The following is a 16,490-nucleotide window of genomic DNA, read 5'->3' on the forward strand; positions in this document are numbered from 1 at the left end:
GGAACCTTACCGGAGGCTACTGCATTGAGACATGACCGACACCTTACGGAGAAGATCCAGTTCGTCCAGAATCTTCCCGACCCCCAGCACCACCGAGGTCAGCGGGTCATCGACCGTAATGATCGGCAAATTTGTCTCTTCACGGAATCGTGTATCCATCCCCTTCAGCAGGGAGCCTCCACCTGTGAGCACGATCCCGCGGTCAATAATATCCCCCGCCAATTCCGGCGGAGTGTTTTCCAAGGCGACCTTAATGGCATTGACGATCGTTCCGATCGGTTCCTGCAACGCCTCTCGAATTTCAGCATCGTCGACGACCAGCGTGCGGGGAATGCCGGAAATCAGATCCCGTCCTTTGATCATCATCGTCTTGCGCTCTTCGAAGGGATAGGCTGATCCGATTTCGAACTTGACCCGTTCCGCCATATGTTCGCCGATGAGCAAGTTATACTTCTTCTTGATGTAATTCATGATCGCTTCGTCCATCCGATCGCCGGCGACTTTCACCGACTCGCTATAGACGATGCCGCCGAGCGAAATCACCGCAATGTCCGTCGTGCCACCGCCCACATCGACAACCATGTTACCGGACGGTTCGGTAATCGGAAGGCCCGCCCCAATGGCGGCCGCCACCGGCTCTTCGATCAAATAGACCTCGCGTGCACCCGCCAATTCGGCAGAGTCACGAACCGCGCGTTGTTCCACTTGGGTGATGCGTGAAGGAACGCCGATGATGATCCGCGGCCGCACGAAGGCGCTCCGATTGTGCGCCTTGCGGATGAAATGCTTAAGCATCTGCTCGGCCATCTCGAAGTCGGCAATCACGCCCTCTTTCATCGGCCGGACGGCGACAATGTTCCCAGGGGTTCGACCGAGCATCTTTTTCGCATCGGCGCCGACCGCCAAGACCTTCTCCGTCTTCTTTTCCACCGCCACCACCGAGGGCTCGTTCAGGACGATGCCTTTCCCATGCACATACACCAGTGTCGTCGCTGTCCCCAAATCGATCGCAAGATCGTTGGAAAACCATCCGAACACATCTCCCGTGAACCCCACGGCACTCTCCCTTCGTCATGAACTCGCTACGCGCTGCGCGAGTCCCTCGCTATTCATAAATTTAGTCGGGTACCGCTAACTGTTCTGCGTCCAACACCTGGGTCCGCGCAACCTCGTCGCCAAGGCGCCGTCCCTGCTCATTTCCTACGATCAAGACACTCTCAAAGGCCAGCACGGCCGCAGACCCGATCCACCCGACATACGGCACGGCAAACAGCAGTTGAGCCACTCCGAACGGCAAGTTCCGAATAATCGATTCCCGGAATCCGGCCGTCTCACGAACATCGAGACGCATGGTCTGCAAACCCACCAGCCGCTTCCCGATACTTCGCCCACCCGCAAACCCGTCCGCAATCAGAATGTAGACCAGTCCTGCCAGAAACCCGACCGGCGGTGCAACCTCATCGGCCGCCACGACAATGAATACATCAATGAGTTTCGCAATAAACCGATTGAGCACGTACGCTTTGGGATAGACCGCTCCATCGATGAGCTTCGCAACCGGCCCTGCCCCTATCAAGGAATCTCCTTCTAATTAATGGCAAAGTATAACAAAATCAAACAACTTGCACAAACAAACAGCTTTCCTTCCTCTCACTTGTGCAATTGCTCTTTAAAACGACTCCGACGGGCGCCACTAGGAGAACTACGTGGCCGGATACGGAACTGATTCGTCCATCACTCGACTCTCACGAACCCATCATCCTTCGCTAACCACCGACGGTCGATGGTCGCGCATGATCTTGCCTTCAGCCCCAGCGCCAAGTACAATCCCCGAACCATTTTTCGACCGAGAGGATTTGCATGATCAAGACAATGCGGGACGCATCGCACAACCACCCCTGGCTGTTAAACTCAATCATGGGCATCCTGGCCATTGCCTTTGTGATTACCATGGGCTGGTGGGGATTCGGAGACCAACCGGGAAACACCGTCGCCACTGTCGGCGATTTGGCCGTCACGCGCGATGAGTTCCGGCGCGCCTACGAAAACATGTACCGCTTCTACAAAGAAAAAGTGCCGGGAGAGTTCAAGGATGAAACGATCAAGCAATTTGTGATCGAACAACTCGTCGACAACCGTCTCTGGCTGATGGCCGCGAAAGATATGGGCATCACCGTCTCCGACGGAGACCTGCGCGAAATGATCGTGCAAGTCCCTGAGTTTCAGAAAAACGGGGCCTTCGATCCGGAGCTCTATCAACGGCTCCTGGCCGCGAATCATCTCACCCCGAAAGTCTTTGAAGAGGCGCAAGCCAAGGAAATTCTCGGCAATAAAGCGAGAATGTTTGTCCGGGACGCCATCGCCTTAACACCGTCGGAGATCTCCGAGGGACAGGCCCTGATGACCCGGCAGCCTGATGCCGATCCCACGAAAGCCACCGCGGCAAAGGATCGTGTCCTGCAAGATATGCTCTTCCAGAAACAACAACGCGCGTTAGTGGCGTTTCAGGAATCACTCAAAGGGAAAATCCCCGTCAAGGTTCATCGGGAACTACTGTAACGCTGATCGCGTATAGGCCAGCCGCTCATTTCAAGCCGCCCGCTCAGAGGATCAGCATCGCATCGCCATAGCTATAAAAGCGGTAGCGCTGCTCCACTGCTTCGGCGTAGGCTTTCCGCATCATGTCCACTCCGGCGAGCGCAGAGACCAGCATCAGAAGCGTCGTCCGGGGCAGATGAAAATTTGTCATGAGCGCATCGACCACGTTGAAGCGAAATCCGGGCGAGATAAACAACCGGCTCTCACCGACTGTCGGTTGAAGCCCCCCGGCCTGCTGCGCGGCTGATTCGAGCGCGCGGACCGCGGTGGTCCCAATCGCAATCACTCGTCCACCGGCTCGTTTTGTCTTGAGGATTGCCTCGACCGTCCGCTCACTCACGTCAAACCATTCCGTTCCCATCTGATGCTCTTCGATACGCTCGACGACCACTGGCTTAAAGGTCCCGGGCCCGACATGTAACGTGACCGCTGCTGTCTCAACGCCCCGATCCCGCAATCGGGCCATGAGTTCGGGCGTAAAATGCAGACCGGCCGTCGGAGCCGCGATCGCCCCCTCTCGATCTGCGAAACAGGTTTGATACCAGACGTGGTCCTCCGGCTGCGCGGAGCGCTTGATATAGGGAGGAAGCGGCATACAGCCGTGAGTCCGCAGGAACTCGACAACCGGAACCGAGCTCGCAACTTTGATTTTCGTCCCGTGCTCATCGCGCTGCACGACCGTCGCACTGGCATCCCCTTCAAACAGGATCGCCTGCCCCACACGAAAATGCCCTTTGAGCATGACTTCCCAGACCGCATCACCACAATCTTTGACGAACAACACGTCCACAACCGTACCCGTCGGCTGCTTACGTCCGGACAGACGAGCGGCCATAACCTTCGTATCGTTCACCACCAGCAAATCTCCGGGCGCCAACAACTCCGGCAGGTCAGCCACGCGCCGATTCGATAAGTTCCCGGTCTGTGAGTCGAGACACAACAAGCGCGCAGCATGACGCGGCAGGACTGGCTCGGAGGCAATCAGAGTGGGATCGAACGGAAAGTCGAACTCAGAGAGATTCATCTAGGACGTAGGCATCGGCGGCATTTTCGTCAACGCCACATTCTGCAACTCCGTACCGGGATAGTAGTACCGCAGGATAGAGGAGAAGGAATACCCGAGCTCGGCCAGCTCCTTCGCTCCCCACTGACAAAGCCCCACGGCATGACCGGCGCCGTATCCGGCCAACACGATGTCCTGGCCCATAGACTCGATTGTGAACTGCGTGCTCGGCACAACGGTGTACCCGATCGCCTTGCGCAGCTCCTCACCGCGCAAGATAAGCTCGCCCTTGGAGTGCAGAATACGTAACTTAGACACACGTCCGGCGCGACTGAATCCCACCGGCGTCATGGTGGCGATCGTCCCTACCGAGAAGCCCTGCTGCCGAAGATTCCGCTCCAGTGTCGCCACTCTGAAAGACGCCTTCCACTGATAATACGGAGACTCCACGTCGAAGGGACATTCCACGCCTTTCAGATACGGCAGATCCTTCGACCACACCACCATCGCATCCTCGGTAATCCCTGCCGCAGTCGAAGAAAACGCGGCGTAGATCGGCGCACCATCATGAGTCACCACGAGACCACGAGTGGATTCCACCGCTTCCTGCACACGCGCGTCCACCCCCTGCCGCCCGCGATAGACCTGATCTTGGATGCTTGACGCCACATCATAGTCACGCGACGCACTCAGCATATGCTGATAGAGCGCATAGGTCCTGGCCGCGACGGCCTGCACTTTGAGCATTTCACGGTGCCAAGTCGAATTCACTTCAGCCGGCACCACCCCTTTGACATACTCCTCAAGATCGACCTGGTTGATCACAAGCAGGCCTTTCCCACGTCGAACGATATGCACCATCCCACTCACATGCAGCGCACCCCGCTCATCGCCAGGCTGCAACGCCGCACCGTGGCTTCCGCTGGATACCCGGGGCAACCAGAGCTTGAGATCATGCTCGCCCGCGCGCAGCGTGAGCTGCTCCCCCGCCACTCGCGTCCCGTTGACCAAGAGCGCCGCTCCGCGCAACTCGATATGCACAACCGTATTGTAAGATTGCGACCGGCTCTGCCCATCGGTGAGCCACACCACGCTCTCCGCGCGCACATCGAGTCGATGGACCTCGGATGCCATTAAGACGCGAATGGACTCGGCCGCCTGAACCGGCGCGCTGAGGGCAACGATACCCCCGAATAGAACCCAGAGGACCGCCAGCCGTCGAACATATCCTAGCGTTTGAATAGCCATGATAGAAGATAGAATAGCAGAGTTAGCCCGATACTGAGCACCAGGCTGGTGCCAAGAGGAGCGTAAAAGGAGAACTGCTCACGCTTAATTGAAATGTCGCCCGGCAGTTTTCCGAGCCAACCGCCAAACCATCCGCTCACGCCTGGGATCCGGTCGCTCAGGACAAACAACAAACCCACGACGACCAATCCGCACCCGGCTGCAATCAAGAGCTTCCCGAAGGCGCCCCATTCGCCCATCAGCTCAGCACCCGACAGGCCGCGCTCCAGACGACTGGCACCGCGGCGCGCTCACGAAATACATCGACGGCAACCCACAGACCACTCATCAGCCCCGCACCAGGGATTCGGCAATTTGAACGGCGTTCAAAGCCGCGCCTTTTCGAAGATTGTCGGACACGACCCACAGGTTGAGTCCGTTCGTCACCGAAGCATCTTCACGGATGCGACCGACATAGACTTCGTCTTTCCCCGTCGCATCCAGCGGCATAGGATAGAGTTTCTTCAACGGGTCATCGTAGACCAACACCCCCGGCATCGCCGCCAACGCCGCACGAGCCTCATTAGGAGTCAACGGCTTCTCCAACTCCACATTGATGGACTCGGAATGACAGCGCAACACCGGCACTCGCACAGTGGTGGAAGTCACCCGCATCGTCGGCGCATCCAGAATCTTTCTCGTTTCCCTGACGATCTTGATCTCTTCAGAGCACTCGCCGCCCTCTGAAAATGAACCGATATGCGGCAACAGATTGAAGGCAATCTGGTAGGGATAGACTTCCGCCTTCACGTCACGAAAGGCCATCAACGCCCTCGTCTGGTCCAGCAATTCGTCCATCGCGGCGGCGCCGGTTCCTGATACCGATTGAAACGTCGTCACCACCACGCGCTTCACCCCTACCGCATCGTGGAGCGGCTTGAGCGCCATCACCAGAGGAGTCGTCGTACAATTGGGAATAGACACAATTCCCCGGGGCAACGATCGCAACGCCGAAGCATTCACTTCCGGCACTACCAGCGGCACTTGGGGATCCATCCGAAAGACCCCGCTGTCGTCGATGACCACGACTCCGGCCGCACCCAACCGGGGACCATACTCCTTACTGATGGAGTCCGTCGCGGAGATGAAGGCGAAATCGACGCCGGCAAAAGAAGAGGACTCGGTCAATTCTTCGACCGTCCACTCCTTGCCCTGGCAGGTCATGACCTCACCGGCTGAGCGTTTCGACGCGAACAACCGGAGTCCGGCCAGCGGGAAGTTCCGCTCTTCGAGAATCTCCAGACTCTCTTTGCCGACCGCGCCGGTCGCCCCGAGAATGGCTATAGTATAGGCTGACTTTTTCTTAAGCATGTGCAGGATCCTATTCCAGCGAGAGGGCACGAATACGGTGGTTAAAGGTGTCCGCGATCAAGAGTGTCCGCTCGCCATCCGTGACAATACCGAAGGGATAACACAGGCCTGCCTCCAATGCCGTCCCACCGTCACCGGCGGATGAAGCGGATCCGGTACCGGCCATGCGCGTCAAGAGACCCGTCGCACGCTCCCATCGGCGAATCAAGTGGCTGTCCGAATCCGTCAGGAACAGATTACCATCTCGATCCAGCGCAATTCCTGACGGCCTGGAGACGCTTGAAGACGGCGGATCCTCGGGCGACTGATAGCGATAGCTTCCCCCGTCACCGACCGCCGTCGCAATCATACCGGTGGCAAGATCGACGGATCGGATACGACTATTGAACGTATCGGCAATATAGAGCGTCCCCGCTGCAACGGCTAACCCGCTGGGCCCGGCAAGGCTTGATTCTGCCGCCGGCTTGCCGTCTCCATCGTAGGCCGCCGATCCCATTCCTGCAACGGTGCGGATCATCCCGGTCTTCAGGTCGACGGCCCGCACACGGTTATTACTCTGATCGGCGATATACAGCTGCCCCTGCGCATCGACGGCCAAGGCGGCCGGTTCGTTGAGCGCCGCATGATCGGCCGGCCCGCCGTCTCCGAAGAACCGTGCCTGCCCGGTGCCGGCAATGGTCGTGATGATCCCGGTCTGAGCATCCACCCGGCGCACCCGATGGTTCATGGTATCGGCAATGTAGAGGTGGCCCTGCGCATCGACGGCGACGGCTGTGGGAAAGTTCAGCAACGCCTCAGTGGCAGGCCCACCATCTCCCCCGTACCGTTTGGGCGCCGCTGCCCCGACGAGATACCGCACCGTCCCGCTTAGATCCGTCTGTTGGGTAAACTGCTCGGTCGTCTTCTGGCTCGCCTCGGCGAAGGGATCAACATCTTCCTCAGGGGCCACATCGCCACTGCTTGATTGAGAAGCCGGCGCGACTTCTTCAGATGCACAGCCGACCACCGTAGAAATCAGACCGGTGACGCGATCCACCCGCCTCACGACGTGGTTTTCAGAGTCCGCGATAAAGAGATTCCCTTGGCTATCGATTGCCAGGCCCTTCGGCTCATTTAAGCACGCCTGCAACGCCAGCCTGCCGTCGCCGCTGAACCCAGGCTCGCCGATGCCGGCCCGTGTCGCAAGAGTCCCGGATGTAAAGAGGGTCGCCATGCGCACTCCGCCTCAGTTCAAATTGCGTAAAATGGCATCGCCCATTTCGGTCGTGCCGACGACTCTGGTGTCCGGACCCTGAATGTCCTTGGTGCGGTACCCCATATCGAGCGTTTTGACGATGGCCTGCTCGATCGCCTCGGCTTCCTTCTCGAGTTTGAACGCGTAGGACAACATCATGCCCGCGGAGGCGATCGTCGCGATGGGATTCGCAATGTTCTTGCCTGCGATATCCGGAGCGCTGCCATGAATCGGCTCAAACAATCCGACCTTGGCGCCGATACTGGCCGACGGCAACATGCCGATCGATCCGGTCAGCATGGCCGCTTCATCGCTGAGAATGTCACCGAAAATATTGTTGCACACCATGACATCGAACTGGCGCGGATTGCGGACCAGCTGCATCGCGGCATTGTCGACATAGATATGATGCAATTCGACGTCCGGATAACTCTTCTGCACCTCGATCATCACTCGGCGCCATAATTCGGACGACTCCAGCACATTCGCCTTATCGACCGACGTGACTTTTTTCCGCCGCTTGCGCGCCGCTTCGAAGGCCACCTTGCCGATCCGGCGAATCTCTTCGGTCGTATAGACTTCCGTGTTCACCCCGCGCTCTTCACCGTTCGGCAGCTTTTCAATCCCCTTCGGTTTCCCGAAATAGATGCCACCGGTCAGTTCACGCACGACAAGAATATCGATCCCTTCAATCACTTCTCGCTTCAACGTCGAAGCATCCACCAGGTTGGGATACACCTTGGCCGGACGTAAATTGGCATAGAGGCCCAAGGCTTCACGGATACCGAGTAGTGCCCGCTCGGGACGAAGGCTATACTCCAACCCTTCCCATTTGGGGCCACCGACGGCGCCCAGCAAGACCGCGTCGCTTTGCTTGGCCAAGGCCAATGTCTCTTGCGGCAGCGGCACACCCACTTTGTCGATCGCCTGCCCGCCGATGTCGGCCGAGGTGAATTCAAATGTGTGCTGATACTTTTCCCCGATGGCCTGCAATACCTTGACCGCTTCGGGAACGATCTCGCGCCCGACTCCATCACCCGCCAAGACTGCAATCTTCGCTTTCACGTGACGCCACTCCTTCCTGAGAACAAACTGGATTCGCTACTCCGTGACCTGCTCATCTTCAATTCGCCAGGCCGGATCAACCAGACACAAAAATTCAATGTCCGTCATACCGATGTTTTCGAGCGACTGATTCTCTCCAGGCGGCACGTACACAATCGATCCGCCTTCGACGAGCTCCGTCTCGCTCCCGATACTGAACCGTCCCTGCCGTCCGATAAAGTAGTACACCTCTGACGACGTCAGCTTGTGCCACTTGGACCGCCGTCCGGGAGCCAACCGGCCATGCGCAAGACTATAGCCCAGCTGCACCGGCTGTTTGGCCGGATGCAACAGTTCGCGAAGAGCCGTATGGTCTCCGGCAAGAAATTCCGGGCATTCCAAGAGAGTGCGCTTGAGCATGGGAGACCGCCCCAACCTGTCCGCAACTAGGCTAACCGCCACGTGCGGACACCAGGGGCCGTCACTCTAGCGTGGCGAGAACGGTCAAATCAAGCGGACTTTCTGCTCCCCCTCTGCCTGTTTCGAGGCCATATACGCGAGCCGATTCAGCGCATTGAGGTACGCCCGGGCCGCGGCCATGATGATATCTGTATCCGCCCCATGCCCTGAGACCGTGCGGCCATCCTCTTCCACGCGCACGGAGACTTCACCCTGCGCGTCGGTCCCGCCCGTAATGGCATTGACGCCGAACATCAACAGCTTACTCTTCGTCTTCGTGATCGCAGCAATCGTCCGATAGACCGCATCGACCGGCCCGTCGCCGGTGCCTGATTCCGTAATCACCTGACCGTCAATGTGCAGCTCCACCGTCGCCGTCGGCACGAGGTTCGTGCCGCTTTCGACATGGAATGACTTCAACACAATCCGCTCCGTCATCTTGGCCAGCTCTTCCGACACGATCACTTCCAAATCTTCCTCGAAAATTTCCTTCTTCTGATCCGCCAGCTTTTTGAAACGCTCAAACGCATGGTTGAGCTCTTCATCGCTGAGCTTGTACCCCAAATCTTCCAACCGCTGCCGGAATGCATGACGCCCGGACAACTTGCCCATGACCATCTTGCTCTCGATCAACCCGATCGATTCCGGCCGCATGATTTCGTAGGTGGTCTTATCCTTCAACAACCCATCCTGGTGAATACCGGACGTGTGCGCAAACGCATTCGCACCGACGATCGCCTTATTCGGCTGCACGACCATCCCGGTAATCTTACTGACTAACCGGCTCGTCTTGGCGATCTCTTCCGTCCGGATGCCCGTATCGGCGCGATAAAAGTCCTTCCGGGTCCTGAGTCCCATGACGATTTCTTCCAACGACGTGTTGCCGGCCCGTTCGCCGATCCCGTTGATCGTACACTCCACCTGACCAGCCCCGTTAACGATCGCCGCCAAACTGTTCGCAACGGCGACACCCAAATCGTTGTGGCAATGGACCGAAATCACCGCCTGCTTGGCATTGGGCACTTTGTCGAAAATCCCTTTGATCAACGCGCCGAACTCTTGTGGCACGGCATAGCCCACCGTATCGGGAATGTTGATTGTCCCTGCTCCGGCGGCAATCACCGCTTCAATCACCTCATAGACATAGGACTGGTCCGAGCGGCTTGCATCCATCAAGGAGAATTCCACGTCAGGCATATAGCTCCGCGCGCGCTGCACCATCTCGACCGCGCGCTTCTTGGCTTCCTCTCGCGTCATCCTGAACTGATGCTTCAGATGGATGTCGGACGTCGAGAGGAACGTGTGAATCCTGGCCTTCGGCGCGCCCTTGAGCGCTTCCCAGGCCCGGTCGATGTCTTCCGGACGAGCCCGCGCGAGACTACAGACCGTCGGCCCTTCGACCTCCAATGCAATTCTGCGGACCGCTTCAAAATCACCGGGTGAGCTGTAGGCGAACCCGGCCTCGATGATATCGACGCCGAGCCGCGCCAGCTGCTTCGCCACCATGACTTTCTCTTCCACGTTCATGCTGGCGCCGGGCGATTGCTCCCCGTCGCGCAACGTTGTATCGAAAATACGAATCATCCGTTCCATGGTTTCTCCTCCTTCACGCCTCCATCAGGATGCTCAAACAGACCACCGGGCTCACCCGCCCAACCCCGGCGCGCCGTGACGCGCCGTTCCACGGACAAGGCCACATGGACGACAATCCCGGAGGCGTACTTCCGCAGTACACCGAAGGGGTCGACGATCGAGAACGCTGCAGGGGAGCTTGTTCGTCAGCCTTAAATAGAAAAAGCCTTCGCCCCCCATTACGGTCAGGGACGAAGGCTTCGTGCGCTTCGTGGTACCACCCTGGTTCGGCAACGAATGACCTGTGGTCATCCATCACCCTTCATTGGCCCCTTACGAGGGCGAAGCGGAATCCATTACTCGAGGTTCACGGATTCGGCTCGGAGGCGAGTTCGGCGATACACAGACCGGCTTGCACCACCCGCCGGCTCTCTCGAATCTGTGAGGTTCGCGTACTACTCCTCGTCGTCGCCTTACGATTTGGTTTCTATCACAGGCTGATCGGACTTGGAAAGAGGTTTCTTCCCAACCGTTTTTGCCGCCAGCCAGAATAGTCGCTCCGTCGGCCCCATCAACGCATAGCCGGAAAACACCACAAACAACATCACTTCTGGCCAAGCCGCGATCATCATGAGCGCAAGAATGCCCCAGACGAGATAGGTAATCTGCTGACGGCCTTTGAACTTCAAATCCTTAAAGCTGCGGTACTTCACGGTACTGACCATGAGGAACGAGAGCGCGAGCGTAATGACCAGCACTAAAAGCGGTTTCACTTCCGTGCCCATTCGCACAATATGATGGTCGAGAATGACCAACGACGCGATCACCCCGGCAGCTGCGGGAATCGCCAACCCGGTGAAGTACTTGCTGTCAGCCAGCGCGACCGTTGAATTGAAACGCGCGAGCCGCACCGCTCCCATCGCCACATAGGCGAACATCACGGCCACGCCGAACATGCCTTGGCCACTCAGCGCCCAGGAATAAATCAGCAGACCCGGAGCGACTCCGAACGACACCACGTCGGACAGAGAGTCGTACTCCAATCCAAAATGACTTGTGCTGTTGGTCAGACGAGCGGATTTTCCGTCAAGCACATCAAAAATCATCGCGACTAAAATGGCAATCGCGGCGGCGATATAATTGGCGTTGAAGACGGACAGGATCGCGTAGACACCGCAAAACAGATTCCCCGTCGTGAAGAGATTGGGAATCAGATGCATGGCCTGGCGCTTCCGTGCTTCCTTCCCCAAGCTGTGTCGCAAGCCCTGTCCCTTCATCGCAGGTCTCCCAAGATGGTGGATCCGCCTTTCACTCGATCTCCCACGGCCACTCTCAACTTCGTGCCGATGGGAAGAAACGTGTCCATCCGCGACCCAAACCGGATTAACCCAAACCGCTCTCCCAGCGTTGCCCGCTCTTGGGGAGACACCCAGCAGACAATCCGCCTGGCAATGAGTCCCGCCACCTGCACACACAAGACCTTGGCACCGCTGACGGTTTTGATCATCACGGCGTTCTGTTCGTTCTTGATCGTCGCCTCCGGCTTACTGGCGACCAGAAAAAGACCCGGCTGATACTGCACCTCTTCAATGACCCCTTCACAGGGAATCCGATTGATGTGCACATCGAATACGTTCAGGAAAATCGTGACCCGAAGACTGCGCTCCTTGAGATAGCGCGGCTCAAACTCTTCTTCAATGGCGATGACTTTCCCATCGCCGGGTGCCACGATCAGCCCTGGTCCTTGCGGAATCACTCGCGCGGGATTGCGAAAAAACCACGCCACGAACAGCGTGAGTCCGGCCGCCAGCACGGCAACCGGCGTCCACCCGAACCATCCAGTCAATAGTGTAGCGCCCGCTGCCGCTCCGATGAAGGGAAATCCCTCCTTGGCAAACGGGACACCGACGGCACGATCAGCCACAGGGGTCGCCCCTTCTAATTTTTGGTCTTGTCGACCAGCTGATCTTTCTTCAGCCAGGGCATCATCGCCCGGAGCTTGGCCCCGACGGCCTCGATAGGATGCGCCTCGCCTTTCGCGAGCAGCGCGTTGTAGACAGGCCGATTGGCTTGATTCTCAAGCACCCACTCTTTGGCAAACTGACCGGTCTGAATTTCGCCGAGAATCTTCTTCATTTCCTGCTTCGTCTGCTCGGTCACTACACGAGGCCCACGGGTGATATCGCCGTACTTGGCCGTGGTGCTGATCGAGTACCGCATGTTGGCGATACCGCCCTGATAGATCAGATCGACGATCAACTTGACCTCATGGAGACATTCAAAATAGGCCATCTCGGGCGAATACCCGGCTTCCGTCAATGTTTCATAGCCCGCCTGGATCAACGACGTCAGCCCGCCGCACAACACGGCCTGCTCACCGAACAGATCAGTTTCCGTCTCTTCACGGAAATTGGTTTCGATGATGCCGGCGCGCCCGCCGCCGACGGCACTCGCATAAGCCAATCCCACCTGCCGCGTCGTCCCGCTCGGATCCTGGTGAACAGCGAGCAAACAAGGCACGCCGCTCCCCTTGGTGTACTCCGACCGCACCAAATGCCCAGGCCCTTTGGGCGCAACCATAAACACATTGATGTTCGCCGGAGGAACAATCTGGCCGAAATGAATGTTGAACCCGTGCCCGAATGCGAGGTAGGAACCGGGCTTCAGGTTCGGCGCAATATCCTGGCGATAGATCGCACCCTGCATTTCATCGGGCGCCAGGATCATCACCACATCGGAGGCCTTGACGGCATCGGCGACCGGCATGACTTTGAGTCCGCTCTGCTCCGCCTTCTTCCACGAAGCACCTTCACGCGCACCGATCACCACCGTGACGCCGCTCTCCTTCATATTGAGGGCATGCGCATGCCCCTGGCTGCCATAGCCGATCACGGCGACCTTCTTATTGCGAATCTGCTGAATGTCGGCATCTTTGTCGTAATAAATCTTCATCATCCACTCCTCAGGAACGCCCTGTTTCAGAAATAAATCCTACCTGCGTGAACTCCAAACTATTCGCGCGCCACCTTCTTGGGCTGCACTGCACTGGCTCGAATCGGCTCCCGCGCTACAGCCACTCGCCCGGTTCGAGTCAATTCCTTAATTCCGAGCGGCTGCAACAGATTGATGATCGCTTCGATCTTTTTCGGATCCCCGGTGACTTCGATCGTATAGGTCCCCGGCGTCGAGTCGATGACGTTGGCCCGAAAAATATCCGCGATTCTCAGCGCCTCTGCCCGATCTTCGGCCTTGGTATGCACCTTGATCAACGCCGTCTCGCGCGACACGAACTCGCTCTCGTTCAAATCAACGACTTTGATCACATCGATGAGCTTATTGAGATGCTTCACGATCTGCTCGATGATGCGATCGTCGCCCGACGTCACAATCGTCATCTGCGACATCGAAGGATCCAACGTCGGCGCCACCGACAAACTCTCGATATTGAACCCTCGGCCGCTAAACAGCCCGGCGACGCGGGACAACACCCCGAATTTATTTTCGACCGTAACGGAAATAATGTGTTCCATATTCGAATACCCTACGCGGTCAGAACGGTATCGTTACCGTCCGGCGTGACTTTGGATGCGCCCGCCTGCTTTGTTTTCAACTCCGGCGGATCCTCCAAAATCATCTCGTGGTTACACCCGCCGGCCGGAATCATCGGATATACATTTTCAAACCGATACGTCGGCACATCCACAATCACCGGCCCATTCACCGCAATGGCTTCCTTGAGCACCGCATCAAGATCCCCGACCTTGTTCGCCCGCAGACCGACGGCCCCATAGGCTTCCGCCAACTTCACAAAGTCCGGGGTATTCTCAAGATCGCTGGATGCATAGCGGCCCTGGTAGAACAAATCCTGCCACTGCCGCACCATGCCATGGAACCGGTTGTTCAGGATAATGATCTTCACGGGCAGCTTATTCACCACCGCCGTGGCCATCTCCTGCATATTCATCTGAATGCTGCCGTCGCCCGCAATACAGAGCACCAGCCGTCCAGGAAACGCCGCCTGCGCGCCCATTGCCGCGGGAAAACCAAAACCCATAGTTCCCAATCCACCGGACGTCAACCAGCGATTCGGCTTGGCCAGCTTAAAATATTGCGCGGCCCACATCTGATGCTGCCCCACATCGGTTGAAACAATCGGATCACGGTCCTTGGTGAGTTCGTACAGACGCTTCACCACGTACTGCGGCTTGATTGGTCCCTCCGCATCCTGCTGATACGACAGCGGGTGGGCGGCTTCCCATTCACGAATTTGCTTCCACCAGGGTTTCCGGAGTTCCTTCTGTTCTCCGTTGACTGACGCGCGAAGAATCTGATTCAACTCGCGTAAGACGGTCTTGCAGTCACCGACGATCGGAATATCCACATGGATGTTCTTCCGGATAGAGGTCGGATCGATATCGACATGAATGACCTTGGCATGGGGGCAGAACTCCGAGACCTTTCCCGTAACCCGGTCATCGAAACGCGCCCCGATCGCAATGACGAGATCGGAGTAATGCATCGCCATATTGGCCTGATAGGTGCCGTGCATGCCCAGCATCCCCAAGGACAACTGGTGCTCTCCCGGGAATGCTCCGAGACCCATGAGGGTCATATCGACCGGGATCTGCGTCAATTCCGCCAGCTCGATCAACTCGGCAGAGGCACCTGAAAACACGACGCCGCCGCCGACGTAGAGAATCGGCTTCTTGGCCTTCATGATGGCTTCGGCCGCCTGCTTGATCTGCCACTTGTTGCCGTCGTACGTGGGGTTATACCCGCGAATTGAGACGGAGGTGGGGTAGACAAATTCCGTTGTGGCCATCGACACGTCTTTGGGAATATCCACAAGGACGGGACCGGGGCGTCCGGTCGTCGCAATGTAGAACGCCTCTTTGATGGTCATTGCGAGATCGTTGACGTCCTTCACGAGGAAGTTGTATTTCGTGCACGGACGGCTCAATCCGATATTGTCCGCCTCCTGAAACGCATCGTTGCCGATCAGGCTCGTGGGCACCTGGCCGCTGAAACAGACCAACGGAACGGAGTCCATATACGCATCCGCCAAGGCGGTAATGACATTGGTCATACCGGGACCGGACGTCACCAGACACACGCCCGCTTTCCCCGTCGCCTTGGCATAGCCCTCGGCCATGTGGCCGGCACCCTGTTCGTGCCGCGTCAAGATAACATCTAGGTCTTTCTGCTGGTGCAGCATGTCGAAAATCTTGAGGACCACGCCACCGGGAAGCGCGAAGATCGTTTTGACCCCCTCCCGCTTGAGACACTCGATTAATATCTCAGACCCGTTGAGCTTCATATCGTTTCCCTCCCCCGGATGCCCGGAGTCCTGTTTTCAAGAACGTGCAACCCTTCACGAAATGGCCATCCTGGAACCTCTGGCCAATCCACACGGAAATTTGTGCAATATCAATAGGAAAGAATGCGAGATCCTAACACCACGCCAGATGAGGGTCAAGAGCCGCCAGGGCCATCGCCCCATCAGCACGACGGGGTAGAATCAGTGAAGCACCGCTCAGAATGAAAAAAGCGCGAGCGAGGAAACCTATAAGCCGGATTCTGTCCCGCACGAACCGGAGTTCATGCCTAGGTGATCATTTCTCTGGGATTCGAGTTACCCCGAACCTCGAGCGACCTACCCGAAGACCTCGACCGGGCCAATCGTTGTGCCGCGTCCTTGCGAACGCCGCACGTGTCTTCCTATTTGGCCTTGCACCGGGCGACGCTTACCGTGCCGGCGATGTCACCATCCCCGCGGTGGGCTCTTACCCCGCCGTTTCACCCTTACCTGATCCGTAGCGACTAGATGGGATCCCGTCGCCTTGGCCATCGGCGGTTTGTTTTCTGTGGTGCAGGTGTCGGATTGCTCCGCCTGGGAATTACCCAGCGCCCCGCCCATGGAGTCCGGACTTTCCTCCCGGCACACAAGGTGCCGAGCGATCACCCAGTCTCCTCTCTCGCGCC

Annotated in this window: 16 protein-coding genes, 1 other RNA gene and 1 other annotated feature; of the genes, 1 reads left to right on the top strand and 16 read right to left on the bottom strand. The window is 57.7% G+C overall.

Going from position 1 to position 16,490, the window contains the following annotated elements; translation table 11 throughout:
- Positions 1-6: 6 nt before the first annotated feature.
- Together NITLEN_RS02165 and NITLEN_RS02170 are read right to left on the bottom strand one after the other, a co-directional pair.
- Entirely contained in the window at positions 7-1,056 is a 1,050-nt protein-coding gene (locus NITLEN_RS02165) for a rod shape-determining protein (protein WP_121987935.1), read from the bottom strand.
- 61 nt (positions 1,057-1,117) lie between these two features.
- Entirely contained in the window at positions 1,118-1,576 is a 459-nt protein-coding gene (locus NITLEN_RS02170; protein WP_121987936.1) for an RDD family protein, read from the bottom strand.
- Between the two features lie 284 nt (positions 1,577-1,860).
- Here NITLEN_RS02170 and NITLEN_RS02175 point away from each other — a divergent pair, with 284 nt between their 5' ends.
- Positions 1,861-2,559: a SurA N-terminal domain-containing protein gene (locus NITLEN_RS02175; RefSeq protein ID WP_121987937.1), complete on the top strand. Its 699-nt coding sequence runs from the start codon at positions 1,861-1,863 to the stop codon at positions 2,557-2,559.
- 43 nt (positions 2,560-2,602) lie between these two features.
- Here NITLEN_RS02175 and queA read toward each other — a convergent pair whose 3' ends face one another.
- The 14 genes from queA to rnpB form a co-directional block, all read right to left on the bottom strand.
- A complete protein-coding gene (gene queA / locus NITLEN_RS02180; protein WP_121987938.1) occupies positions 2,603-3,622 on the bottom strand; it encodes a tRNA preQ1(34) S-adenosylmethionine ribosyltransferase-isomerase QueA in 1,020 nt (339 codons plus the stop codon).
- Positions 3,623-4,849 carry a SpoIID/LytB domain-containing protein gene (locus NITLEN_RS02185; RefSeq protein WP_121987939.1) on the bottom strand — a complete coding sequence of 409 codons (1,227 nt, stop codon included), beginning with the start codon at positions 4,847-4,849 and terminating at the stop codon, positions 3,623-3,625.
- Entirely contained in the window at positions 4,831-5,088 is a 258-nt protein-coding gene (locus NITLEN_RS02190; protein WP_121987940.1) for a DUF2905 domain-containing protein, read from the bottom strand. The genes NITLEN_RS02185 and NITLEN_RS02190 overlap by 19 nt, the downstream gene beginning before the upstream one ends.
- An 88-nt stretch (positions 5,089-5,176) precedes the next feature.
- Entirely contained in the window at positions 5,177-6,199 is a 1,023-nt protein-coding gene (locus NITLEN_RS02195; RefSeq protein WP_121987941.1) for an aspartate-semialdehyde dehydrogenase, read from the bottom strand.
- A 10-nt stretch (positions 6,200-6,209) separates the two neighbouring features.
- The gene (locus NITLEN_RS02200; RefSeq protein WP_121987942.1) at positions 6,210-7,412 is read right to left on the bottom strand and encodes an NHL domain-containing protein; all 1,203 of its coding nucleotides are present in this window, start codon (positions 7,410-7,412) and stop codon (positions 6,210-6,212) included.
- A gap of 12 nt (positions 7,413-7,424) precedes the next feature.
- Positions 7,425-8,498, bottom strand: a complete 1,074-nt coding sequence (gene leuB, locus NITLEN_RS02205) for a 3-isopropylmalate dehydrogenase (protein ID WP_121987943.1) — start codon at positions 8,496-8,498, stop codon at positions 7,425-7,427.
- 36 nt (positions 8,499-8,534) lie between these two features.
- Entirely contained in the window at positions 8,535-8,897 is a 363-nt protein-coding gene (locus tag NITLEN_RS02210) for a cupin domain-containing protein (RefSeq protein ID WP_121987944.1), read from the bottom strand.
- A gap of 84 nt (positions 8,898-8,981) precedes the next feature.
- Positions 8,982-10,529: a 2-isopropylmalate synthase gene (locus NITLEN_RS02215; RefSeq protein ID WP_121987945.1), complete on the bottom strand. Its 1,548-nt coding sequence runs from the start codon at positions 10,527-10,529 to the stop codon at positions 8,982-8,984.
- 223 nt (positions 10,530-10,752) lie between these two features.
- Positions 10,753-10,986: a binding site (T-box leader), on the bottom strand.
- Positions 10,982-11,785: a CDP-diacylglycerol--serine O-phosphatidyltransferase gene (pssA, locus tag NITLEN_RS02220; protein WP_121987946.1), complete on the bottom strand. Its 804-nt coding sequence runs from the start codon at positions 11,783-11,785 to the stop codon at positions 10,982-10,984. It overlaps the preceding feature by 5 nt.
- Positions 11,782-12,432, bottom strand: coding sequence for a phosphatidylserine decarboxylase family protein (locus tag NITLEN_RS02225; protein ID WP_121987947.1), 651 nt, complete (start codon positions 12,430-12,432; stop codon positions 11,782-11,784). Before NITLEN_RS02225 ends, pssA begins: the two co-directional genes overlap by 4 nt.
- A 14-nt stretch (positions 12,433-12,446) precedes the next feature.
- A complete protein-coding gene (gene ilvC / locus NITLEN_RS02230; RefSeq protein WP_121987948.1) occupies positions 12,447-13,460 on the bottom strand; it encodes a ketol-acid reductoisomerase in 1,014 nt (337 codons plus the stop codon).
- A 59-nt stretch (positions 13,461-13,519) separates the two neighbouring features.
- Complete coding sequence (ilvN, locus tag NITLEN_RS02235) at positions 13,520-14,038, bottom strand: acetolactate synthase small subunit (protein WP_121987949.1); 519 nt, start codon at positions 14,036-14,038, stop codon at positions 13,520-13,522.
- 11 nt (positions 14,039-14,049) lie between these two features.
- Positions 14,050-15,825 carry a biosynthetic-type acetolactate synthase large subunit gene (ilvB, locus tag NITLEN_RS02240; RefSeq protein ID WP_121987950.1) on the bottom strand — a complete coding sequence of 592 codons (1,776 nt, stop codon included), beginning with the start codon at positions 15,823-15,825 and terminating at the stop codon, positions 14,050-14,052.
- A gap of 233 nt (positions 15,826-16,058) precedes the next feature.
- Positions 16,059-16,482, bottom strand: an RNA gene (gene rnpB / locus NITLEN_RS02245) — RNase P RNA component class A.
- Positions 16,483-16,490: the final 8 nt, after the last annotated feature.

Source organism: Nitrospira lenta (assembly GCF_900403705.1).
GTDB lineage: Bacteria > Nitrospirota > Nitrospiria > Nitrospirales > Nitrospiraceae > Nitrospira_D > Nitrospira_D lenta.

Coding starts and splice junctions, on each gene's coding strand:
- ilvN (WP_121987949.1), bottom strand. CDS start 14,038: ATGGAACACATTATTTCCGTTACGGTCGAAAATAAATTCGGGGTGTTG.
- queA (WP_121987938.1), bottom strand. CDS start 3,622: ATGAATCTCTCTGAGTTCGACTTTCCGTTCGATCCCACTCTGATTGCC.
- pssA (WP_121987946.1), bottom strand. CDS start 11,785: ATGAAGGGACAGGGCTTGCGACACAGCTTGGGGAAGGAAGCACGGAAG.
- NITLEN_RS02195 (WP_121987941.1), bottom strand. CDS start 6,199: ATGCTTAAGAAAAAGTCAGCCTATACTATAGCCATTCTCGGGGCGACC.
- NITLEN_RS02210 (WP_121987944.1), bottom strand. CDS start 8,897: ATGCTCAAGCGCACTCTCTTGGAATGCCCGGAATTTCTTGCCGGAGAC.
- NITLEN_RS02200 (WP_121987942.1), bottom strand. CDS start 7,412: ATGGCGACCCTCTTTACATCCGGGACTCTTGCGACACGGGCCGGCATC.
- ilvB (WP_121987950.1), bottom strand. CDS start 15,825: ATGAAGCTCAACGGGTCTGAGATATTAATCGAGTGTCTCAAGCGGGAG.
- NITLEN_RS02215 (WP_121987945.1), bottom strand. CDS start 10,529: ATGGAACGGATGATTCGTATTTTCGATACAACGTTGCGCGACGGGGAG.
- ilvC (WP_121987948.1), bottom strand. CDS start 13,460: ATGAAGATTTATTACGACAAAGATGCCGACATTCAGCAGATTCGCAAT.
- NITLEN_RS02185 (WP_121987939.1), bottom strand. CDS start 4,849: ATGGCTATTCAAACGCTAGGATATGTTCGACGGCTGGCGGTCCTCTGG.
- NITLEN_RS02190 (WP_121987940.1), bottom strand. CDS start 5,088: ATGGGCGAATGGGGCGCCTTCGGGAAGCTCTTGATTGCAGCCGGGTGC.
- NITLEN_RS02175 (WP_121987937.1), top strand. CDS start 1,861: ATGATCAAGACAATGCGGGACGCATCGCACAACCACCCCTGGCTGTTA.